Annotated in this window: 21 protein-coding genes and 1 other RNA gene; 16 read left to right on the top strand and 6 right to left on the bottom strand. The window is 71.7% G+C overall.

The genetic code is table 11. From position 1 onward, the window contains the following. Positions 1-48 precede the first annotated feature (48 nt). Positions 49-462: RNase P RNA component class A (gene rnpB, locus ABWU78_RS05660), an RNA gene on the top strand. Between the two features lie 230 nt (positions 463-692). Here rnpB and puuE read toward each other — a convergent pair. After that, positions 693-1,655, bottom strand: coding sequence for an allantoinase PuuE (puuE, locus tag ABWU78_RS05655; protein WP_439157796.1), 963 nt, complete (start codon positions 1,653-1,655; stop codon positions 693-695). 145 nt (positions 1,656-1,800) lie between these two features. Here puuE and ABWU78_RS05650 point away from each other — a divergent pair, with 145 nt between their 5' ends. From ABWU78_RS05650 to ABWU78_RS05610, 9 genes are all read left to right on the top strand, one after another. Next, positions 1,801-2,577 carry an FCD domain-containing protein gene (locus tag ABWU78_RS05650; protein WP_439157795.1) on the top strand — a complete coding sequence of 259 codons (777 nt, stop codon included), beginning with the start codon at positions 1,801-1,803 and terminating at the stop codon, positions 2,575-2,577. Positions 2,578-2,686: 109 nt separating this feature from the next. Further along, positions 2,687-3,829: a sialidase family protein gene (locus ABWU78_RS05645; protein WP_353709027.1), complete on the top strand. Its 1,143-nt coding sequence runs from the start codon at positions 2,687-2,689 to the stop codon at positions 3,827-3,829. 148 nt (positions 3,830-3,977) lie between these two features. Next, positions 3,978-4,607 carry a hypothetical protein gene (locus tag ABWU78_RS05640; protein WP_253050196.1) on the top strand — a complete coding sequence of 210 codons (630 nt, stop codon included), beginning with the start codon at positions 3,978-3,980 and terminating at the stop codon, positions 4,605-4,607. 30 nt (positions 4,608-4,637) lie between these two features. Then, positions 4,638-5,435, top strand: coding sequence for an energy-coupling factor transporter transmembrane component T family protein (locus tag ABWU78_RS05635; protein ID WP_253050194.1), 798 nt, complete (start codon positions 4,638-4,640; stop codon positions 5,433-5,435). Between the two features lies 1 nt (position 5,436). After that, on the top strand, positions 5,437-6,309 hold the full coding sequence (locus ABWU78_RS05630) for an energy-coupling factor ABC transporter ATP-binding protein (RefSeq protein ID WP_353709028.1): 873 nt from the start codon (positions 5,437-5,439) through the stop codon (positions 6,307-6,309). Then, positions 6,306-7,172: an energy-coupling factor ABC transporter ATP-binding protein gene (locus ABWU78_RS05625; protein ID WP_353709029.1), complete on the top strand. Its 867-nt coding sequence runs from the start codon at positions 6,306-6,308 to the stop codon at positions 7,170-7,172. Before ABWU78_RS05630 ends, ABWU78_RS05625 begins: the two co-directional genes overlap by 4 nt. Before the next feature lie 9 nt (positions 7,173-7,181). After that, a complete protein-coding gene (locus ABWU78_RS05620; protein ID WP_439157794.1) occupies positions 7,182-8,189 on the top strand; it encodes an NAD-dependent epimerase/dehydratase family protein in 1,008 nt (335 codons plus the stop codon). Beyond that, a complete protein-coding gene (locus ABWU78_RS05615) occupies positions 8,186-9,172 on the top strand; it encodes a 2-dehydro-3-deoxygalactonokinase (RefSeq protein WP_439157793.1) in 987 nt (328 codons plus the stop codon). Before ABWU78_RS05620 ends, ABWU78_RS05615 begins: the two co-directional genes overlap by 4 nt. Then, complete coding sequence (locus tag ABWU78_RS05610; RefSeq protein ID WP_439157792.1) at positions 9,169-9,789, top strand: 2-dehydro-3-deoxy-6-phosphogalactonate aldolase; 621 nt, start codon at positions 9,169-9,171, stop codon at positions 9,787-9,789. Before ABWU78_RS05615 ends, ABWU78_RS05610 begins: the two co-directional genes overlap by 4 nt. Positions 9,790-10,021: 232 nt before the next feature. Here ABWU78_RS05610 and ABWU78_RS05605 read toward each other — a convergent pair whose 3' ends face one another. After that, entirely contained in the window at positions 10,022-10,582 is a 561-nt protein-coding gene (locus tag ABWU78_RS05605) for an amidohydrolase family protein (RefSeq protein WP_439157791.1), read from the bottom strand. Here ABWU78_RS05605 and ABWU78_RS05600 point away from each other — a divergent pair. From ABWU78_RS05600 to ABWU78_RS05585, 4 genes are all read left to right on the top strand, one after another. Next, on the top strand, positions 10,571-10,882 hold the full coding sequence (locus ABWU78_RS05600) for an amidohydrolase family protein (protein WP_253050180.1): 312 nt from the start codon (positions 10,571-10,573) through the stop codon (positions 10,880-10,882). The genes ABWU78_RS05605 and ABWU78_RS05600 overlap by 12 nt on opposite strands. 238 nt (positions 10,883-11,120) lie before the next feature. Beyond that, entirely contained in the window at positions 11,121-11,939 is an 819-nt protein-coding gene (gene thiD, locus ABWU78_RS05595) for a bifunctional hydroxymethylpyrimidine kinase/phosphomethylpyrimidine kinase (protein WP_253050178.1), read from the top strand. 206 nt (positions 11,940-12,145) lie between these two features. Beyond that, the gene (locus tag ABWU78_RS05590; protein WP_253050758.1) at positions 12,146-14,767 is read left to right on the top strand and encodes a phosphoenolpyruvate carboxylase; all 2,622 of its coding nucleotides are present in this window, start codon (positions 12,146-12,148) and stop codon (positions 14,765-14,767) included. 335 nt (positions 14,768-15,102) lie between these two features. After that, positions 15,103-15,462, top strand: coding sequence for an STAS domain-containing protein (locus tag ABWU78_RS05585; protein WP_439157790.1), 360 nt, complete (start codon positions 15,103-15,105; stop codon positions 15,460-15,462). A 6-nt stretch (positions 15,463-15,468) separates the two neighbouring features. Here the strand turns inward: ABWU78_RS05585 and ppgK are convergent, their stop codons facing one another. Continuing rightward, the gene (gene ppgK, locus ABWU78_RS05580) at positions 15,469-16,245 is read right to left on the bottom strand and encodes a polyphosphate--glucose phosphotransferase (RefSeq protein ID WP_353709040.1); all 777 of its coding nucleotides are present in this window, start codon (positions 16,243-16,245) and stop codon (positions 15,469-15,471) included. Then, on the bottom strand, positions 16,242-17,153 hold the full coding sequence (gene map, locus ABWU78_RS05575) for a type I methionyl aminopeptidase (protein ID WP_439157789.1): 912 nt from the start codon (positions 17,151-17,153) through the stop codon (positions 16,242-16,244). Before map ends, ppgK begins: the two co-directional genes overlap by 4 nt. Before the next feature lie 69 nt (positions 17,154-17,222). Here map and ABWU78_RS05570 point away from each other — a divergent pair, with 69 nt between their 5' ends. Beyond that, the gene (locus ABWU78_RS05570) at positions 17,223-17,444 is read left to right on the top strand and encodes an SPOR domain-containing protein (protein ID WP_253050171.1); all 222 of its coding nucleotides are present in this window, start codon (positions 17,223-17,225) and stop codon (positions 17,442-17,444) included. After that, positions 17,441-18,358, top strand: coding sequence for an N-acetylmuramoyl-L-alanine amidase (locus ABWU78_RS05565; protein ID WP_439157788.1), 918 nt, complete (start codon positions 17,441-17,443; stop codon positions 18,356-18,358). The genes ABWU78_RS05570 and ABWU78_RS05565 overlap by 4 nt, the downstream gene beginning before the upstream one ends. A gap of 45 nt (positions 18,359-18,403) precedes the next feature. Here the strand turns inward: ABWU78_RS05565 and panB are convergent, their stop codons facing one another. Both panB and ABWU78_RS05555 read right to left on the bottom strand, forming a co-directional pair. Then, positions 18,404-19,252 (bottom strand): 3-methyl-2-oxobutanoate hydroxymethyltransferase, encoded by an 849-nt coding sequence (gene panB / locus ABWU78_RS05560; protein ID WP_439157787.1) that lies wholly within the window; start codon positions 19,250-19,252, stop codon positions 18,404-18,406. 58 nt (positions 19,253-19,310) lie between these two features. Further along, on the bottom strand, positions 19,311-21,014 hold the full coding sequence (locus ABWU78_RS05555) for an NAD+ synthase (protein WP_439157786.1): 1,704 nt from the start codon (positions 21,012-21,014) through the stop codon (positions 19,311-19,313). Between the last annotated feature and the right edge of the window lie 103 nt (positions 21,015-21,117).

The raw sequence follows: 21,117 nt of genomic DNA, 5'->3' as shown, positions 1-21,117 counted from the left end.
TCGATGGTCCGCCGAGCCGCTCAGGAGCGGTAATCTTGCTGGCGCGGACGAGTCGGTCGGACGGTCGCGTCGAGGGGCCTCGTGCTCCTCGCCGAGGAACGTCCGGGCTCCGAAGGGCAAGGTGGTGGGTAACGCCCACCCGGGGTGACCCGCGGGACAGTGCCACAGAGAACAGACCGCCACGTCAGGCAGGGCTTCGGCCCCGCCCGGCGCGGTAAGGGTGAAACGGTGGTGTAAGAGACCACCAGCGGGCCGGGTGACCGGTCCGGCTCGGTAAACCCCACCTGGAGCAAGGTCAGACAGACTGTGTCGGAGGGCTGCCCGCCCGATTCTCCTCGGAGAAGCACAGTCGGGTAGACCGCTCGAGCCCTGCGGCGACGCAGGGCCTAGATGGATGACCGTCGCCCGCGCGAGGGCGACCTCGCGCGGGAACAGAACCCGGCGTACAGACCGGCTCGTCCGCATATAGGTTTCTGACCTGCGGTTATGCAAAGTTCGGTAGCAAGGACATCACAAAGACAGCGCAGCGAGCGGCGCGCACCGGGCGAACTGGAGGTTCGGCTGCGGGTCTCTGGGAGGCGCCGCACCCTCCAGGCGGCCTGCACGTCATGCACACCATGTCGCCGTGCGGGAAGTTGCTCGACCATGGGACGGAAGTCGTCGGGGCCACCATGGGGGAGCACGCCTGCTGCCTAGGACATGTCGGCGAAGGGGTCGGCACTGTCCGGTAGCCAGTTCTTTGCCGGGTGGACCGATCGCCAGTGACGCGCGATGTCGATGCGTCGCGCGACCCACACATCGGGGTGGCTGGCGACCAGGCCAAGGAAGCGCTTGAGGTCGGCTGCGCGCCCGGGCCGCCCGGAGATTCGCAGGTGGAGTCCGATGCTCATCATCTTGGGGCTATCGGCGCCCTCTTCGAGAAGCTGCTCCAGGCCGCGGGTCAGATATGCGGAGAAGGACTCGGACTGGAAGCCATAGGTGTTGACGTACCGTCCGTCGTTGTTGTCGAGCGTATACGGGACGACGAGCTGGGCGATGCCGTCGACGTCGACCCAGTAGGGCAGGTCGTCGCTGAACGAGTCGGAGTCGTAGAGGAATCCGCCGTGCTCGACGACCAGGCGGCGGGTGCTGTCGCTGTTGCGACCGGTGTACCACCCGGCCGGCGGTTCTCCGGCGACATCGGTGTGGATGCGGACGGCCTGCGCGATGTGGTCGCGCTCGACGTCGGAGCCCACCTCGGCATAGTTGATCCAGCGCAGCGAATGCGACGCGATCTCCCAGCCGGACTCCTGCGCGGCCGCCACAAGGCCCGGGTTGCGCCGCATCGACTCAGCGATGCCGAAGACGGTGACGGGCAGCGAGCGCTCGGCGAACAGGCGATGCAGGCGCCAGAAGCCAGCACGAGTCCCGTACTCGTACTGGGACTCGACGTTGAGGTTACGACGACCCGACAGTGCGGTCGTCGGCTCCTCGGTCAGGAACGCCTCGGATGCAGCGTCGCCGTGCAGGACGTTGTTCTCCCCGCCCTCCTCAAGGTTGATGACGAACGAGACGGCGACCTTCGCCCCGCCCGGCCACCCCGCGTGCGGAGGACGCCCGGCATAGCCGGAGAGGTCGCGCGGATAGGGCTGCTCGATAGGGTGCGTCGTTGTCATCGCGTGTCTCTCCGTCGGGGTGATGTCGGTCGCCGACGCGCCGACTAGAATGCGTGGTGTTCGTTAGTCACATCTGACCAACATCGGCCAACGATGGCCCCGACTCGCCATCCGCGTCAAGCGGACGGGCCTGGAGAGGACACACATGAACGATCGCGAAGGCGCGATGCTCGCTCTGGCGCACGCCATCTCGACGTCGGACGTTCCCGTGGGCACGCGCAACGCCCAACGCGAGCTCGCGGCACGTGGGATGGTCCTCAGCGAATCCTCCGTGTCTCGCCTCCTGCGCGAGATGGATCGGCGCGGGTGGACGACCCCGGCGGGGACGAAGGGGCGCACCCTTTCGGCAGAGGGGCGGCGCCGCGCCGCAGAGGCGGTCTTGGCGGAGCGGACGTCGGACTCGCTGCAGCACGCGGTGCGCGATGTTCAGGACCTGCTCGACCTGCTGCGCGCACGACAGGCCGTCGAGAGCGCTGTGGCTGCCGACGCGGCCCGCAATCCCCGCGGTGAGGGTGTCGCCGAGCTGCGACGGCTGTGCTCCGATCACGCGAACGCGGTCGGGAGCATGCCGATGATCGAGCAGCCTGGTCTTCAGTTCCATCGCGGCGTGGTGGAGCTGGCGAGCAATCGGATGCTCAAGCTCGCCGCCGACATGATGCTGGCCCCGCACCTGGACCGGGTCGAGGCTGTGCTCGACGCGATCTTGTCCACCCGCCGCGACGAGGAGCGTGTCGTCGCCGAGCACCGGGATGTCCTCGAGCGCATCGAGGCTCGCGATCCCGCGGGTGCTCAGGCAGCGATGGAGGCGCACTTCGACGACATGATCGCAGCGGCGGAGAACGCCCTGGTGGGAAGCGGTGGCGCTCTCGTCGAGCGCCTCCTCGGCTGGGTCGAGGCCGTGCCCGATGTCATTCGACGCTGACCTGGTCGGCGTTAGTCAGAATTGACAGACGCCTGATCGGGTGTGCAGACTGCCGCCGTCGACGGAAACGACCGTCGGATCGACGACGCAACGACGGCAGGAGCAGATGGTGGCCTCAGGCACGATGGTTCCGGCACGGGTGCTGATCAACCCGACCGAGGACCGGTTCCAGGACGAGCACCGCATGTGGCAGGGCATCCCCTCGATCGAGCGGACGGCCGGTGGCCGTCTCTACGTCGACTGGTACACGGGGATGGAGACGGAGACCGGTGGCAACTTCGTCCTGGCAGTAACCAGCGACGACGAGGGCCGAACCTGGGATGGTCCTCGGTTCGTCGTCGAGCACCCCGATCCGCAGGTGCGCGTGTACGACCCGGCACTGTGGCGCGACCCGGCCGACCGGCTGTGGATGTTCTGGAACCAGAGCCGCGACTTCTTCGACGGCCGGGTCGGGGTGTGGGCGTCGGTGAGCGAGAACCCTGACGACGACACGCCCTCTTGGTCGCCGCCGCGGCGAATCGCCAACGGCCTGCAGATGAACAAGCCGACGGTGCTGTCCGACGGCACCTGGCTCTTCCCGACCGCCATCTGGGCATGCCACGAGCCCACCGAGGACCACCCCCTCGACGGCGAGCGGTTCTCGAACGTGTATGCCTCCACCGACCAGGGCGAGACCATCAGGTACAGGGGCAGCGCTGACGTCCCGAACCGCAGCTTCGACGAGCACATGGTCGTCGAGAAGCAGGACGGCACGCTGTGGATGCTGGTGCGCTGCTTCGACGGCGTGGGGGAGTCATTCTCCACCGATGGCGGACGCACATGGTCGCCCGGCCGGCGCAGCCACGTGGACGGCCCGTGCTCGCGGTTCCACATCCGACGAATGCCCTCTGGACGCCTGCTCATGATCAACCACGTCGACTTCGGCGAGCGGCGCACCGTCGAGGAGCTCGAGCTGCAGGGCAACGTCAAGGAGTGGAAGGGGCGTACCAACCTCACTGCTCTCCTCAGCGACGACGACGGGGCCACCTGGCCGCACCGCCTGCTGCTCGACGACCGCGACGACGTGTCCTACCCCGACGCGGCGATCGGCCCCGACGGCCAGATCTACGTGACCTACGACCACGACCGGTTCGGCGACCGGGGGATCTACCTCGCCCGCATCACCGAGGAGGACATCCTCGCCGGCACCCCGAGCAGCCCCGGCTCCGAGCTCGCCCTGCTCGTCAACCGCGCGCTCGCCCGAGTGCACTGACACAGAACTCCGGACACCGGCACGCGCGCCGGTCCGGGCCATGGCCGCAACGCGGCCCCGATCGCTCGTCGGCATGAACGCGCACGGGCGACCACCAGAAGGTGCTGTCAGCGACGACCGCACCATGACACGTCCCCGGAGGGACACCATGACTCGAGCTCAGCAGACCAAGACCCGCTGGACCGTCCTGCCCAACTGGAAGTTCCAGATCCTCCCGCGTGACACGCGCACGATCATCACGTGCGTGTTCCTCGGACTGACGATGGCTGTCATCCTGCAGATCACCGAGCGTATCGACCTCGCCCTGACCGGCGGGAGCATCCCGATCGTCTCGGCGATCGTCGTGTGCGCCATCTGGGTTCCGTCCGCCGCGTTCTACGGGCTGACGGGCGCCTTGATCACGGCGTGGATCAACCCGATCATCTCCAACCTCACCGCATCCCAGCCGATGGCACCGTTCCTGTTCCTGACGAACGCTGCCCACACCGTCCCGGTGGCTCTGCTGGTCTGGGCGCTCAAGCCGCGCGACCGCGGCCTCAAGCTCTGGCAGGTCGTGGTCATCGGCCAGATCGCCGGCCTGTGCGACGCCATGATGTTCGGCATCGGCAACCGCGTGATCCTGCACCTGCCCTGGGACTTCATCACCGTGCAGATCCTCATCGTCCAGCCGTGCTACCTCGTGGGCTCCTTCATCACCTACGGGATCATGCGCCGACTGGTGAACACGGGCCTGGTTCCCAAGGAGCGCGCCACCGCTGGGAGCCTCGATGCGGTGTGACCTGACCATCTCGTCCGCGGGAGGAGCACGATGAGCGGCACGATGCTGTTCCGTCCCGGCCGGTCCTTCCTGCACCGTGCCGACGCCCGGGCGAAGCTGGCAGTGATCCTGCTCGTCCTGGCCGTAGCGCTCAGCACGACCCGGCTCGACGTTCTCGTCGCGCTCACCGTCCTGATCGTCATCGGGCTCGCTGCGCTCGCGCGCATCACCCCAGCCTCCTATTGGAAGGCGCTCGTCCTCATCGTTCCCCTGATCGCGCTGCTGACGCTCCTGCAGGCGCTGGTTCAGGGAGGCCCGGCGCTGATGCACATCGGCTCAGTCTCGCTGTCCCGCTCGGGGGTGCTCCTCGGGCTCGGCATCGGGATGCGGCTGTTCGCGATGGGCATCTGCTTCTACGGGTTCTCCGTCACCACGAGTCCCTCGGACATTGCCCTCGCGCTGGACAAGCTCGGTGTGCCGTACCGGTTCGCCTATCTGACGAGCTTCGCGTTCCGGTTCCTGCCGCTGCTCCAGGACGAGGCGCGCACCCTGCTGACCGCCATGGCCGTGCGCGGGTCCAGCGAGAGCGGCTCCAGCAACCCGTTCAGACGCGGACGAGCGATCGTGCGGATGCTGTTCCCCATGCTTGCGGGATCGATGAAGCGCAGCGGCGACATCGCCCTATCGATGGAGCTGCGCGGTTACGGGCTGCGCGGCACGCGCACGTACTACCGCTCGCCGGTCTTCCGCGCCACCGACGCCGCCCTGCTGCTGTGCACCCTCGCGCTCGCTGTCGCCCTCATCGGCGTGCAGTGGTGGGCCCCGACCCCGTTCCTGGGAGGAACGTGACATGACCACACCAGCCATCGAGGTCGCCGGCCTCAGCGTCCGGTACGACGGCGCCGACCGCCGTGCCCTCGACGAGGTCGACCTGACCATCGGACAGGGTGAGATCGTCGGCATCCTCGGCCCGACCGGTGCAGGCAAGTCCACGCTCCTGCAGTGCCTGTCCGGCGTCATCCCCTTGCACGAGCACCACGCGAGCCTGAAGGGAACCGTCCGCGTCCTTGGTCGCGAGCTCTCCGAGTATGACGGGTTGGCCCAGATCACCGAGGACGTCGGGCTCGTCATGCAGGATCCAGAGGTCCAGCTCGTCAACACGGTCGTGCGCGAGGAACTCGTCTGGGGCATGGAGAACCGCGGCGTGCCTGTCCCGGAGATCGAGCGGCGCCTTGCCCGAGCGGCGCACCTGTTCGACATCGAGCGGCTGCTCGACCGCTTCACCCACGCGCTCTCGGGTGGGGAGAAGCAGCGCGTCGTGGTCGCCTCGATCTTCTGCCTCAGCCCGCGAATCATGCTGCTGGACGAGCCCACGTCAGAGCTCGACCCGGCAGGAACCGAGAACGTCATGGACGCCATCCGCGTACTCGCCGACGAGGGCGTGACCATCATCGTCGTCGAGCACAAGGTCGAGGAGCTGGCGGTGTACGCCGACCGGCTCGTCGTCCTCGACGAAGGGCGCATCCGCGCTCTAGGCACCCCGCGAGACGTCCTTGAAGGGCCGACCGCACCCGAGCGCCCGCAGGTCCTGGACGTCGCACTGCGGCTGCGCGAGCAGGGCCTGTGGCCCGGACAGCTGCCGCTGTCCGTCCAGGAGGCGGTCGACACGTGGCGCCGGGCTGACCTGGCCGAGCCGATGCTGCACGAGGGGAGACTGGCATGACGAGCACCGAGACGGTCATCGAGATCGACAACGTCGAGCACACCTACGGCGGAACGAAACGCGCGCTCGCAGGGGTGTCGCTGTCCATCGGCCAGGGCGAGTTCGTCGCAGTGATCGGGAAGAACGGCTCCGGCAAGACGACGCTCGCCAAGCACTTCAACGGGCTCCTGCGACCGACCAACCCCGGCGGCAGCGTCCGGCTGCGCACGCGAGACGGCATCGTGGACACCCGGCGCACCAAGCTGCACCAGCTCGCCTCCACGGTCGGATACGTGTTCCAGAACCCTGACCGACAGATCTTTCACGACACCTGCCGAGAAGAGCTGGAGTACGGGCCGCGCAACCTCGGCGTCGAGGAGTCCGCACTTGAAGATCAGGTCAACCGCACCCTCGCCCTCGTGGGACTCTCCGGGCGCCAGGACGCCAACCCCGTCCACCTGTCGCGTGGTGAGCGCCAGCGGCTTGCCATCGCCTCGACCCTCGTCATGGGATGCGAGGTCGCCGTCATCGACGAGCCGACCACCGGGCAGGACCGTGCCGAGTCCCGCAAGATCCTGGACGCCCTGGCCCACCATCACGCACTGGGACGCACGGTGGTGATCATCTCCCACGACATGGCTCTCGTCGCCGAGTACGCGACGCGCGTCATCGCGATGCGCGAGGGAGCCGTCCTTGCCGACGGCACCCCAGCAGAGGTGTTCTCCCGGAGGGCGGTGCTCGAGGAGACCAATATCCGCCCGCCGCAGGCCGCTGTCCTTGCCGCCGAGCTCGGCCTGCACGGCGTCCTGACGGTCGACGACGCAGTCCACGCGATGACACGCGAGCGCGCCGCCGCTCCTGTTGCCGGCCGGCACCGACCGTAAGGAGAGCCCATGCACTACCTGATCACCGGAGCCAATGGCTTCGTCATGAGCGTCCTCGCGGCGAGGATCCTTGACGCCGAGCCGGACGCTCAGGTCACGGCGATCGACCTGCACGATCCCGACCAGGCAGCTCTCGACAACCTTGGCCCGCAGGCCCAGCGCGCCCACTTCCGTGCCGTCGACGTCACCGACGCCGACGCGGTAGCACAGGCGGTCCGTGAGGCGAGCCCGGACGCGATCGTGCACGGCGCGACCGTCACACACGACGCCCGCAGCGAGGTCGAGAACCCTGCCCGATTCACCGGGGTCAACGTCGAGGGGACGGTCAACCTGCTGGACGCCGCACGCCGTCTGCCGCAAGCGCCGCGCATCGTCCTGGTCAGCAGCGGCGCGGTCTACGGGTCCTCGCCCGAGACGCTGCTGACCGAGGAGAGCGCGCCCCGCCCCGACGAGCTCTACGGCATCAGCAAGTGGGCGAGCGAGCTCGTCGCCCGCCGCTTCGCCGAGCTGCACGCTCTGCCCACGACCATCACGCGACTGACGAAGATGTTCGGGCCGATGGAGCGACCCACTGGTGGACGGGCGGTCATGTCGCTCCCGTTCCACCTCGCCGCCGCCGCAGTGCGGGGAGAACCGGCTCGATTGACGGCCCGGACTCTTGAAGCGTGCGGCGACTGGCTCAGCGCCGACAGTGCGACCGACGCGCTGCACAAGGCTGCCCGCCATGGGGGAGACCCGGGTACGACACGCACCCTGAACATCTCCTCCGGCCGACGCACCAGCGTGCGCGAGCTCGTCGCGGCGTTCGGCGTCGACGTCGTCGAGACGCCGCTCGACGTGGCCGAGGCCGACATGGACCCGCGCGACGACCACGGGAAGAACGGCGTCTACGTGTCGGAGCGCGCCCAGTCAGAGCTTGGCTGGTCACCTGGCGACCTTCAGACGCAGGTGTCCCACTACCTCGAGTGGGCCCGCGTCCACGCACATCTGCTCCAGCCTGCCGGTGGCGCGTCGTGACGCCCGGCCTCGTCGCCTTGGACTGGGGCACGACAGCCTGCCGCGCCTACCTCCTCGACGACACCGGCACGGTGCTAGCACGACGAACGAGCCAGGACGGCGTGGCGACGATCAGCCGGCGTGCGATCGTTGACGGCCATAGTCGGGAGCGTGCCTTCGAGGACGCCCTGGTGCTGCTGTGCGGGGACTGGCTGGCGCGCACCCCAGGGCTCCCGGTCCTCGCGAGCGGCATGGTCGGCAGCGACCAAGGCTGGCAGCACACGCCCTACCTGCCGCTACCGGTCGAGCTCGCGCGAGACGACGTGCCATTGACCGCAGTGCGCACCCGGATCGCGGACGTGCACCTGCTGCCCGGGGTGACGTCTGCGCAGGGAGCCGTGACCCAGGTCGCCCGGGGAGAGGAGACCCAGGCGCTCGGGGTCCTCCTGCAGATCCGTCCCGCTGACGACGAGGAGACCGTCCTCGTCCTTCCCGGGACCCACTCCAAATGGCTGCGAGCGCGAGGCACACGCCTGACCTCGCTAGCGACAGCCCTGACCGGCGAGCTGTACGCAGCCTTGCTCGCGCACACCGTTCTCGGTCACGACGTGCGCGCGCCGCAGGCTCCGAGCTGGTCGGCGTTCGACCGCGGCTTGGACGTCGCCTGGGACCATCAGGTCGAGGGGACCGTCCTTACGCTCTTCTCGGCGCGGGCCCTGGTCGTGACGGGGCAGCTGCCCGCCGACGACGTGCCGGACTACCTCTCAGGTCTCCTCGTGGGTGCAGAGATCGCAGGCATCGCAAGAGCCTGGCTCAGCTCGTCACATGGTCAGCCCGTCGTCGTGGGGGAGCCGCACCTGCAGGAGCGGTACGTCCGAGCGCTGACGCGGTACGGGACGCAGGCTCGCCTTGCCGACAACGACGTCACCGCGGGCGGACTGCACCACGTCGCTGTGCGCGTCGGCCTTGTCCCTTCACCTACGACCGCAGGAGCCCTCCCATGACCTCATCGGCGGACCCGGCACTGCTCGTCGCCATCCTGCGTGGACTGCCGTCCACCGAAGCGCCGACCGTAGGCACCGCCCTCTACGGCGCGGGAATCCGCACGCTGGAGGTGCCGCTCACGACACCAGACTCCCTGCGCAGCATCACCGCCCTGCGCTCCTGTCTGCCCGAGGACGTTCAAGTCGGCGCCGGGACGGTCAGGACGATCGAGGACGTGGCTCGAGCGCATGAGGCAGGCGCCTCGCTCATCGTCTCCCCACACGTCGACCCGGCCGTCATCGGCGCTGCGCTCGCACGCTCGATGCGATGCCTGCCTGGAGTCGCGACGATCACCGAGGCTCTCACCGCCCTCGCCGCCGGCGCTGCAGAACTCAAGGTGTTCCCGGCCGACCAGGTCGGCACCAGCGGACTGCGCGCCTGGCGAACCGTCCTTCCCGAGGGCATCGCCCTCTATCCCGTCGGAGGCGTGGGCGCGGCCAACCTTGCCATCTGGGCGGCGGCCGGGGCGGACGGGTTCGGTGTCGGGGGCTCGCTGTACCAGCCCGGCATGGGCACCAGCGACCTGGTCGCGGGTGCGAAGGCACTTGTTGCCGCCCACCGCGCCATCTGCTGCTGACGGCGACAACCCCTTCAAGGGCATCGGAACCTGCCTGCGTAGGTCGGCCATCAGGTTTCTCCCTGTACCGCGAGAGGCAAGCAGGACGTGTGGTCGGACGTCCTTGAAGGCCGGCTCGCGCAGGTGAGTGAATGCTGCGCAGGCTGGGAGAACGGGCTGCACCGCCTCCCTGTGCTCCGGTCCGAGCGGCCCGGCACCGTAGGTGCGCCGTGGGCGCAGTCCCACCCGAGCGTCATCGGCTCGCCCGTCTTCGCGTCGTCGGCCGGAGCGAGGCCGCGCCCGACGGCACCTGGAAGTCGTCGGACATCGCGCGGGTCCGGCGAGCGGCCCGGAGGCGGGGGGACACCGGGGGAGGGTCGGGGCGCAGCGGCCGGCCCGGCAGGGCGGTGGTGAGCCTGCCGTCGCGCAGGACGGGCACGCCTGCCACGAGCACGTCGTCCACGCCCGACGCCGGGCGGCGCGGGTCCTCGTACGTCGCTTCGTCGCGCACCCGGTCGGGGTCGACGAGCGCGAGGTCCGCGACCGCGCCGGGCACCACCGTGCCGCGCCCGGCGAGGGCGAACCGTGCGGCGGGCCGCGTGGACAGGTGTGTGACGGCGTCGTGCCAGGTCCAGTCCCCGAGCGTACGCACGTGCTCGGCGAGGAAGCGCGCGAACGCGCCCCACCCGCGCGGGTGGGGTCGGCCGCCGCCTGCGACGGGCGCGTAGATCGCGTCGGACCCGCCGACGTGCGCCGGGTGGCGTAGCAGGGCGCGCACGGAGTCGGGTGAGTTGGTCGGGGGTTGGGCGAACACGCACGAGGCGCCGACCGTATCGCCGGGTCCACCGCCTTCCTGGTCGACTGCGTCCGCAACGCGGTCGGCGCGTCTGGTGCGGACCTCGTCGACGCGGTGCGCATGGCGTCCTCGACGCCCGCCCGGGCCCTGTCGCTACGAGGTCGCGGCGCGCTCGCGGCAGGCGCCCGGGCCGACCTGCTCGTCCTCGACGACGCGCTCCAGCCCGTCGCAGTCGTCGTCGGCGGCGAGGACGTCGAGTGCGCGGCCGACGCGGCACGGAGCGAAGCCGTGCTGGGAAGTCGTGATCGCTCCCGGTGACGTGGTCGCGAGCAGCGCGGACGACCCGGTTCGAGGTAGTGCGCACGCACGACGATCTCGACCGCGGGACACCCCGGAACCGTTGTCGTTCCAACGGTTCCGGGGTGCCTGTGCGCGTCGGGTACGGTTGTCGTTCGGAGGGCCCCGCGCCCCCGGCGTACAGACCGGCTCGTCCGCCCGCCTCTCCCGGCAGGACCGGGAGGAGGGACACCCCCGTCCACTCGTGCCGAGGAGCACCATGTCGCACAACGGCCCCCACACGGCCCCGCTCGCCTACGTCATCGCCGGGTCGGAGGCGACCGGCGGAGCCGGCATCCAGGCCGACCTCAAGACGTTCCAGGAGCTGGGCGCGTACGGCGTCGGCACGCTGACGTGCATCGTCTCGTTCGACCCGAGGAACGACTGGGGCCACCGGTTCGTCCCGGTCGACCCTCAGGTGATCGCCGACCAGTTCGAGGCGGCGACGGTCGCGCACGAGCCGTCGGTCGTGAAGATCGGCATGCTCGGCACGCCCGCGACGATCGACGTCGTCGCCGAGTCGCTGCGCTCGCGCGCGTGGGAGCACGTCGTGCTCGACCCGGTGCTCATCTGCAAGGGCCAGGAGCCGGGCGCCGCCCTCGACACGGACACCGCGCTGCGCGCGCAGGTCCTCCCGCTCGCGACCGTCGTGACGCCCAACCTCTTCGAGACGCGCACGCTCGCGGGCGTCGAGTCGATCGAGACCGTCGAGGAGCTCGTCGAGGCGGCGCGCACGGTCCAGGCGCTCGGCCCGCGGGCCGTCGTCGCGAAGGGCGGCGTCGAGCTGCCCGGGCCCGACGCGGTCGACGTGCTGGTGGACGGCGACGAGGTGCACGTGCTGCGCACCCCGAAGATCGGCGAGGAGCGCGTGAGCGGGGCGGGCTGCACGTTCGCCGCCGCGATCACCGCCGAGCTCGCCAAGGGCGCGTCGGTGCTCGACGCCGTGCGCGTCGCCAAGGACGTCGTCACCGCCTCGATCGAGGACCGTGTGGCGTCGAACGCGCCGTTCGACGCCGTGCGCGTCGGCGCGCGGCGCTGACAACCGCGCGACCGGCGCTCGACCGACGATCACCCCTCGGACGCCTTCACGTCCCCTGACGGTCAAGGAATACTCTCGTCACCGTGAACGACCTCTCCCCTTCGGAACTGTCCCCGTCGCCGGGTGCTGCCGACGCCCCTGACCGGGTCGTCGCCGACGTCTCCGACGACACCGGGCACGCGGGGCGCGGCCTCGCCCGCCACGACGTGCCCGCCCCGCTGCGCGACGACGTCCGCCTGCTCGGCGGTCTGCTCGGCACCGTGCTCCGCGAGACGGGCGGGCAGGACCTGCTCGACGACGTCGAGCGCCTGCGCGAGCTGTCCATCCGCGCGTACGACGACCCGTCCGGCGCGGTGCTCGCCGAGGCGGAGACGCTCGTCGAGGGCCTCTCCATGGCGCGCGCCGAGCAGGTCGCCCGCGCCTTCACGTGCTACTTCCACCTCGCGAACCTCGCGGAGGAGTACCACCGCGTGCGCGTCCTGCGCGAGCGCGAGGCCGAGTTCGCGACCCGCGCGACGACGCCCGACGACTCCCTCCCGGAGGCGTTCGAGCAGCTCGTCGGCGAGGTGGGCCGCGACGAGGCGCTGCGCCGCCTCCGCCGTCTCGAGTTCCGCCCGGTGCTCACGGCCCACCCGACCGAGGCCCGCCGTCGTGCGGTGTCCGGCGCGGTCCGCCGCATCGCGACCCTGCTCGACGAGCGGGACGCGCAGCGCCTCGGCGGCACGTCGCTCGCGGAGAACGAGCGCCGCCTGCTCGCCGAGATCGACACGATGTGGCGCACCGCCCCCATCCGCGAGCACAAGCCGTCCGTCCTGGACGAGGTGCGGACGGCGCTCGGCGTGTTCGACGCGACGATGTTCGACACGTTCCCCACGGTCTACCGCCGCCTGGACGACTGGCTACTCGGCGACGAGGCGGGGCGCGAGGAGCCGCTCGTGCGGCCGTTCGTCAGCCTCGGCACCTGGATCGGCGGCGACCGCGACGGCAACCCCAACGTCACGGCCGAGGTCACGCGCCAGGCCGCGGCGATCGCGGCGGACCACGCGCTCGCGGCGCTCGAGCAGCAGACGCGCGCCGTCGGCCGCAAGCTCACGCTCGACCAGGACGGCACGCCGCCGTCGGACGGGCTGCGGACGCTCTGGGAGCGGCAGCGCCGCCTCTCGGAGACCGTGACGTCCGCCGCGTCGGCGGCGTCCCCGCGCGAACCGCACCGCGCGGTCCTGCTCGTCGTGGCGGAGCGCATCGCCGCGACGCGAGCCCGCAACGCGGACCTCGCGTACGCGACGGCGGAGCAGCTCGAGTCCGACCTGCGGGTCGTCCAGGAGTCGCTCGTCGCGGCGGGCGCGCCCCGCGCGGCGTACGGCGACCTGCAGCAGCTCGTGTGGCAGGTGGAGACGTTCGGCTTCCACCTCGCGGAGCTCGAGGTGCGTCAGCACTCCCAGGTCCACGAGGTGGCGCTCGCGGAGATCGCGGAGAAGGGGCTGCGCGGAGACCTGTCCGACCGCACGCGCGAGGTGCTCGACACCTTCCGCGCGCTCGGCTCGGTCCAGGAGCGCTACGGCGTCCGCGCCGCGCGCCGCTACATCGTGTCCTTCACGCAGAAGCCCGAGCACCTCGCGGCGGTGTACCAGCTCGCGGAGCTCGCGTTCGAGGGCTCCGACGAGGTTCCGGTCGTCGACGCGATCCCGCTGTTCGAGACCTTCGCGGACCTCCGCGCGAGCGTCGACATCCTCGAGTCGATGCTCACGCTGCCCCAGGTGCAGCGCCGGCTCGCCGAGAACGGGCGCCGCGTGGAGGTCATGCTCGGGTACTCGGACTCGTCGAAGGACGTCGGTCCGGTCTCGGCGACGCTCGCGCTGCACGACGCGCAGAGTCGCATCGCGCAGTGGGCCGAGCGGCACGACATCACGCTCACGCTGTTCCACGGCCGGGGCGGGGCGCTCGGTCGCGGGGGCGGCCCGGCGAACCGCGCGGTGCTCGCCCAGCCGCCGGGCTCGGTCGACGGCCGCTTCAAGCTCACGGAGCAGGGCGAGGTCATCCTCGCGCGCTACGGCGACCCGACCATCGCGTCGCGCCACATCGAGCAGGTGGCCGCGGCGACCCTGCTCGCGTCGGCGCCGTCGACGGAGAAGCGCAACGCCGAGGCGACCGAGCGGTACCGCGACCTGGCCGCGGCCCTCGACGCGTCGTCGCGCCGCCGGTTCCACGAGCTGGTCCGCGCGGACGGCTTCCCGCAGTGGTTCGCCCAGGTGACGCCGCTCGAGGAGGTCGGCCTCCTGCCGATCGGCTCGCGCCCGGCCCGCCGTGGCCTGTCCGTCTCCTCGCTCGACGACCTGCGAGCCATCCCGTGGGTGTTCTCGTGGTCGCAGGCGCGCATCAACCTGGCCGGGTGGTACGGGCTCGGGACGGCGCTGAAGGAGTTCGGGGACCTCGACCTGCTCCGTGAGGCGCACCGCGAGTGGCCGCTGTTCGCGACGCTCCTCGACAACGTCGAGATGTCGCTGGCCAAGACGGACGAGCGGATCGCGGAGCGGTACCTCGCGCTCGGCGGGCGCGACGACCTCGCGCAGGCCATCCTCGACGAGCTGCGGCTCACGCGCGAGCAGGTCCTCGCGGTCACGGAGAACGCGTGGCCGCTCGCCGGGCGCCGGGTGCTGGGACGCGCGGTCCAGCTCCGCAGCCCGTACGTCGACGCGCTCTCGCTGCTCCAGGTCCGCGCCCTGCGCGGTCTGCGCTCCGGCGCGGAAGGGCCGGTCAAGGACGAGCTGCAGCACCTCCTGCTGCTCACCGTGAACGGCGTCGCCGCCGGCCTGCAGAACACGGGCTGACGCGCAGCGTCCGAGCGAGCCCGACGGCCGCCACGTCGACCCGGCAGCGGGTCCGTGGCGGCCGTCGTCGTCTGGACACCCGTCCAACTGTTGAATGAATCCTCAACGATCGCTCCGGGGAACGATGTCGAAACCGCCCTGGGTAAAGTCTTGGCCAGAGGCCTACCAGCCAGCGGCATCCGTGGGGTACGCTGGCGACGTCCGATCACGCCGGAGCCGTCTCGTCGCCCGATGACGTACGACAGGAGGCCCCGACCGATCGACAGCGTCAGGCAGGTGGCGCGTACTCGTCGGGGTGGGCGAGGCAGGGCGGGACGAAGGGCGGGGCAGTGTTGGTGCAGGAGCTGGAGCGGAGCGACGCCGAGGCGGGAACGGGCGGCATCCGGCTGCTCGAGGAGCCCGAGGCGAGCGTCGTGGACATGTGGGGCGAGATCGACGTCGCCCTCCGCAGCGAGGCGAGCGCCGCGCTCGCGAACGCGCTCGAACGGGACGTCCCCGTGGTGATCGACACGTCCAAGGTGACGTTCATGGACTCCACGGGCATCGCGTTCCTCGTGCAGTTCTACACGATCGGCTCCGAGGAGGGGCTGTCCGTCACGTTGCGCAACCCGCCGACGGTCGTGACCGACGTCCTCGAGATGCTCGGCGTCATCGACATCTTCGGCACGGAGCGCCGCGAGGTCACGACGAGCTGACGCCGGTCAGCGTGCGTCCGCCGCGAGCGACGCCGCGCCGACGATGCCGGCCGCGTTGCGGAGCTGCGCCGGGACGATGGGCGCCCGCAGGTGCAGCAGCGGGAGGAAGTGCTCGTGCTTCTTGCTCACGCCGCCGCCCACGACGATGAGGTCGGGCGAGAACAGGTCCTCCACGACGCCGAAGTAGCGCTGCAGCCGCTCGGCCCACTGCGCCCAGTCCAGGTCCTCGCGGTCGCGCGCCGCGTCCGAGGCGCGCGTCTCGGCGTCGTACCCGTCGATCTCCAGGTGCCCGAGCTCGGTGTTCGGGAGCAGGTGGCCCTCGACGAGGATCGCGCTGCCGATCCCGGTGCCGAGCGTCGCGACGAGCACGACCCCGTCCGCGTCGCGCGCCGCGCCGTACCGCACCTCGCCGACTCCGGCGGCGTCCGCGTCGTTGACCGCGACGACGTGGCGCCCGGTCTCGCGCGCGACGAGCGCGGGCAGGTCGACACCGGTCCACGACTGGTCGAGGTTCGCGATGAAGCGCACCACCCCGTGCTGCAGCGGCGCCGGGAAGGCGACGCCGATCGGCACGTCCTGCGGGAGGTCGTACTCGCCCACGAGCTCCGCGATCACCTCGGCCACGGCTTGCGGGGTCGAGGGCTGGGGCGTCGGGATGCGGTGGCGCTCCTGCGCGAACTCGCCGGTGGTCAGGTCGACCGGCGCGCCCTTGATGCCGCTGCCGCCGATGTCGATGCCGAAGGCGGTACGGGGGGCGTCGTGGGTGTTCTGGTGAGCGTTCATGGCAGTGTGAGGATCTCCGCTCCGTCGTCGGTCACCAGCAGCGTGTGCTCGAACTGCGCGGTCCGCGACGCGTCCGCGGTGACTACCGTCCACCCGTCGTCCCACATCCGCCACTCGGACGTGCCGAGCGTGAGCATCGGCTCGATCGTGAAGACCATGCCGGGCTCGATGACGGTCGCGTGGTCGGGCGCGGCGTCGTAGTGCGGCACGACGAGGCCCGAGTGGAAGGCGCGCCCCACGCCGTGCCCCGTGTACTCGCGCACGACCCCGTAGCCGAACCGGGCCGCGTAGCGCTCGATGACGCGCCCCACCACGTTGATCTGGCGTCCCGGAGCGACGGCCTTGATGCCGCGTGCGAGCGCCTCGCGCGTGCGCTCGACGAGCAGCGCGGACTCCTCGTCGACCGTGCCCACGGTGAAGGTCGCGTTGGTGTCGCCGTGCACGCCGCCGACGTACGCGGTGATGTCGACGTTGACGATGTCGCCCTCGACGAGCGCCGTCGAGTCGGGGATGCCGTGGCACACGACCTCGTTGAGCGACGTGCACAGCGACTTGGGGAACCCCCGATACCCGAGGGTCGAGGGGTAGGCGCCGTGGTCGAGGAGGAACTCGTGCCCGACGCGGTCGAGCTCGTCGGTCGTGACGCCCGGGGCGACGTGGCGCCCGACCTCGACGAGCGCCTGCGCCGCGATCCGGGACGCGGCGCGGATCCGCTCGATCGTCTCGGTGTCGTTCACCTCGCTGCCCGTGAACGGCCGCGGGCCGGGCCGCCCGACGTACTCGGGACGCTCGATCGACGCGGGCACCGCGCGCAGCGGTCCGACGACGCCCGGGACGAGCGGGCCGCGCCGCGCCGAGCCGGGAGGTGCGACGGCGTCGGGCGAGGTGGGGGACGGGGTGGGGCTCATGGCGGCCAGTCTACGAAGGCGCGCGGGGCGCGGACGGACAGGCGGCCCGGGATGGGGGAGGATCGGAGCATGAGCACCGGATCACGCTTCACCGACGACGGCGAGCCCGCGACCGAGGACGAGTACTACTTCGACACCCGCACGGGCGAGGTGCACCGCGGCCCGAGCGGCTCGTGGTCGCACCGCATGGGCCCGTACCCGACGCGCGAGGCCGCGGAGAGGGCGCTGGAGACCGCCCGCGAGCGGTCCGACGCCTGGGACGAGGAAGAGCGCCGCGAGCGCGGCGAGTGACCCACGCGCCACCACCCGGCCCACGGCGCGCCTGGTCGGGGCGCCTCGGGCTGCTCCTCGCGGGGCTCGCGGTCGGCGCGCTGACGTTCCTCGTCGCGCTGCAGGTCCGGGCCGGCTCCGGGGGAGGTCCGACGACGGTCCGCCCGTCCGGCGACGCGGTCACCTCGGCCCCGGCACCCGGACCGACGACCGTCTCCCCGGACCCGACGGCCGCGACGACCGAGCAGCCGCCCCCGCTCGCGGGGCTCACGGTCGCCGTCGACCCCGGGCACAACGGCGGCAACGGGGCGAACCCGCTCACCGTCAACGCACCCGTGCCCGACGGGCGGGGCGGTACCAAGGCCTGCAACACCGTGGGCGCGTCCACGGACGCGGGCTACCCGGAGCACGCGTTCACGTGGGACGTGAGCAGCCGCCTCGCCGAGCGGCTCACCGGGCTCGGCGCGGTCGTCGTCCTCACCCGGCCCGACGACGCGGGCGTGGGCCCCTGCGTCGACGCGCGGGGCCGCTTCCCGCAGGAGAACGACGCCGACGTGCTCGTCTCGGTCCACGCCAACGGCACGGAGGACCGCAGCGCGCACGGGTTCTTCGCGATCGTGTCCGACCCGCCGGTCGACGAGGCCCAGGGGGCGCCGAGCGTCGCGCTCGCGCACGAGCTCGTCACCGCGCTCGGCGAGGCCGGCTTCGCGCCGTCGACGTCCGTCGCGGCCGACGACGGTCCCGTCCAGCGGCGCGCCGACCTCGCGACGCTCAACCACGCCGAGCGCCCCGCGGTCATGCTCGAGCTGGGGGAGATGCGCAACCCCGACGAGGCCGCGGTCATGGAGTCGGAGGAGGGTCGCCAGCGCTACGCCGACGCTCTCGCCGCGGGGCTCGTGGCGTGGGCGGCCGACGGCGGCGCGGACGCCGGCTGAGCGCCGTCGTTCCCGCCGCCGTCGCCCCGCCCGGAGCACGGCGGGTCAGCGCGCGAAGCTGTGCGCGTCGTCGGGGAACGTGCCGCCGCGCACGTCGGCGGCGTAGTCGGCCGCGGCCTGGCCGAGCGCGGCGCCGATCTCGGCGTACCGCTTGGCGAAGCGTGGCGACCAGTCCGTCATGCCCGCCATGTCGGTCCAGACGAGCACCTGGCCGTCGCACGCCGCGCCCGCGCCGATGCCGATCGTCGGGATGCGCAGGATCTCGGTGATCCGCGCGGCGACCTCGACCGGCACCATCTCGAGCACGACGGCGACGGCGCCCGCCTCGGCCACCGCGAGGGCGTCCTCGCTGAGCCGCTCCGCGGCGTCGTCGCCCCGGCCCTGGACCCGCGGCCCGCCGAGCGCGTTCTCGGACTGCGGCGTGAAGCCGAGGTGCCCCACGACGGGGATGCCGGCGTCGGTCAGGGCGCGGATCTGCGCGGCGCTGCGACGCCCGCCCTCGAGCTTGACCGCGTTCACGCCGGTCTCCTTGAGGAACCGCACGCCCGTCGCGAGCGCCTGCTCGGCGCTCGCCTCGTACGACCCGAACGGCAGGTCGACGACCGTGAACGCGCGGCGTGCGGCGCGCGCGACGGCGCGGGCGGGCGGGATCAGGTCGTCGACCGTGACGGGCAGCGTCGTCGTGTGCCCGTGCATCGTGTTGCCGATCGAGTCGCCGACCAGCAGCATGTCGATCCCCGCGTCGTCGAAGATGCGCGCGGTCACGGCGTCGTACGCGGTGAGCATCGTGATCTTCTCGCCGCGCGCCTTCGCCTCGGCGAGGTGGTGCACGCGGACGCGGCGCGGTCCCGTGCCGCCGGTCGCGGCGGGCTCGGGGGCGGTGTGAGCAGACATGACGGCCTTTCCTGGGTGCGGGGTACGGGTCGGGCGGCGCGCGGGGTGACCGGCGCCGTCAGTCGAGCGGCTCGCGCCAGCGGTTGGTGATGGGCAGGCGACGGTCGCGGCCGAACGCGAGGGCGGTGACCTTGGGGCCCGGCGGGTACTGGCGCCGCTTCCACTCGGCGCGGTCGACGAGCGTGACGACCTTGTCGACGACCTCGGGGTCGAACCCGCGCGCGAGCAGCTCGGCGCGGCCCTCGGCGTGCTCGATGTAGGCGTCGAGCACCTCGTCGAGCAGGTCGTACGGCGGGAGCGAGTCCTGGTCGGTCTGGCCGGGGCGGAGCTCCGCCGACGGGGGCTTGGTGATGGACGACTCGGGGATCGGCGGGATCTCGCCCCGGTCGACCGCCTCGTTGTTGCGCCAGCGCGCGAGCTGCCAGACGCGCGACTTGTCGACGTCCTTGAGGGGCGCGTAGCCGCCGATGCTGCCCGCGTCGTAGATCGTCGCGTAGCCCGTCGCGAGCTCGGACTTGTTGCCCGGTGCGATGACGAGGTGGCCCTCGCGGTTGGAGATCGCCATGAGGATCACCCCGCGCACGCGCGCCTGGAGGTTCTCCTCGGCGACGCCGTCGAGCGCGAGCTCGCCCTGGAACGCCTCGACCATCGGCGCGATGGGCTGGACGCGGTAGTCGGCGCCGAGGCGCTTGGCGAGGTCCGCGGCGTCGTCCTTGCTGTGGTCGGACGAGTACCGCGACGGCATGGAGACGCCGACGACGTTCTGGCCGCCGATCGCGTCGGCGGCGATCGCCGCGGTGAGGGCGGAGTCGATCCCGCCCGAGACGCCGAGGACGACCGAGCGGAAGCCGTTCTTGCGGACGTAGCCCGCCAGCCCGGTGACGCACGCCCGGTAGACCTCTTCGTCGGGGTGCAGCTCGGGGGCGCGCGGCCCGCGGGGGGCGCCGTCGGCCGGCAGGTCCCACACGAGCAGGTCCTCGACGAACTGCGGCGAGGTCGCGACGACCGTTCCCGCGGCGTCGGTGACGAACGAGCCGCCGTCGAACACGAGGTCGTCCTGGCCGCCCACGAGGTTGACGTACGCGACCGGGGCGCTCACCTCGCGCGCGCGCCGCGCCGCCAGGTCGGTGCGGACGTGCCCCTTGCCCTCCTCGTACGGCGAGCCGTTGAGCACGAGCAGCAGGTCGAGCCCGTTCCCCGCCTCGTCGAGCGTCGCCATCTCGGCGACCGGGCCGCCGTCCTGCCAGATGTCCTCGCAGATCGCGATGCCGACGCGGCGGCCCTCGACCTCGACGACCGTCGTCGTCTCGCCCGGCGCGAAGATCCGGAACTCGTCGAAGACGCCGTAGTTGGGCAGGTGGTGCTTGTCGTACGCGGCCTGCACGACGCCGTCGCGGAGCACGACCGCGCGGTTCGTCGGGAGGTCCGCGGGCGAGCCCGAGGCCTCGCGCTCCGCCGCGCCCGCACCGCGCGGCGCCCCGGAGGTCCCGACGGTGCCGAGCACCACGGTGATCCCGCCGAGCCCGTCCGCGGCGAGCCGGGCCGCGATGTCCGCGGCGGCGTCCCACGCCGCCCGGCGGAACGACGCGCGCAGGGCGAGGTCCTCGATCGGGTAGCCGGTGAGGGTCATCTCCGGGAACGTGACGAGCCGCGCGCCCGCCGTCGCGGCCTCCCGGGTGCGCGCGAGGACGAGGGCGGCGTTGCCGTCGAGGTCCCCCACGCACGTGTCGACCTGTGCCAGCGCGACGCGCAGATCAGCCATGCCGCCAGCCTAGACGAGCCCGGCCGCGCGGCCCGTCCGCGGGGTCGTGCGACGGCGCGACGTCCGCCACACGTGCGTGTCACCCGTTCGTCACACGGATCAG

It is taken from the genome of Cellulosimicrobium sp. CpK407 (assembly GCF_051844275.1).
Taxonomy (GTDB): Bacteria; Actinomycetota; Actinomycetes; order Actinomycetales; family Cellulomonadaceae; genus Cellulosimicrobium; species Cellulosimicrobium cellulans_G.
Note: the sequence above shows the minus strand (reverse complement) of the source record. Positions and strands in the feature narration are given on the sequence as shown.

Excerpts from the sequence above, each read along its gene's own strand:
- ABWU78_RS05555 (WP_439157786.1), bottom strand. The coding sequence starts at position 21,014 with ATGGCTGATCTGCGCGTCGCGCTGGCACAGGTCGACACGTGCGTGGGG.
- ABWU78_RS05640 (WP_253050196.1), top strand. The coding sequence starts at position 3,978 with ATGACTCGAGCTCAGCAGACCAAGACCCGCTGGACCGTCCTGCCCAAC.
- ABWU78_RS05630 (WP_353709028.1), top strand. The coding sequence starts at position 5,437 with ATGACCACACCAGCCATCGAGGTCGCCGGCCTCAGCGTCCGGTACGAC.
- ABWU78_RS05620 (WP_439157794.1), top strand. The coding sequence starts at position 7,182 with ATGCACTACCTGATCACCGGAGCCAATGGCTTCGTCATGAGCGTCCTC.
- ABWU78_RS05625 (WP_353709029.1), top strand. The coding sequence starts at position 6,306 with ATGACGAGCACCGAGACGGTCATCGAGATCGACAACGTCGAGCACACC.
- ABWU78_RS05610 (WP_439157792.1), top strand. The coding sequence starts at position 9,169 with ATGACCTCATCGGCGGACCCGGCACTGCTCGTCGCCATCCTGCGTGGA.
- puuE (WP_439157796.1), bottom strand. The coding sequence starts at position 1,655 with ATGACAACGACGCACCCTATCGAGCAGCCCTATCCGCGCGACCTCTCC.
- map (WP_439157789.1), bottom strand. The coding sequence starts at position 17,153 with ATGAGCCCCACCCCGTCCCCCACCTCGCCCGACGCCGTCGCACCTCCC.
- ABWU78_RS05650 (WP_439157795.1), top strand. The coding sequence starts at position 1,801 with ATGAACGATCGCGAAGGCGCGATGCTCGCTCTGGCGCACGCCATCTCG.
- ABWU78_RS05635 (WP_253050194.1), top strand. The coding sequence starts at position 4,638 with ATGAGCGGCACGATGCTGTTCCGTCCCGGCCGGTCCTTCCTGCACCGT.
- thiD (WP_253050178.1), top strand. The coding sequence starts at position 11,121 with ATGTCGCACAACGGCCCCCACACGGCCCCGCTCGCCTACGTCATCGCC.
- panB (WP_439157787.1), bottom strand. The coding sequence starts at position 19,252 with ATGTCTGCTCACACCGCCCCCGAGCCCGCCGCGACCGGCGGCACGGGA.
- ppgK (WP_353709040.1), bottom strand. The coding sequence starts at position 16,245 with ATGAACGCTCACCAGAACACCCACGACGCCCCCCGTACCGCCTTCGGC.
- ABWU78_RS05570 (WP_253050171.1), top strand. The coding sequence starts at position 17,223 with ATGAGCACCGGATCACGCTTCACCGACGACGGCGAGCCCGCGACCGAG.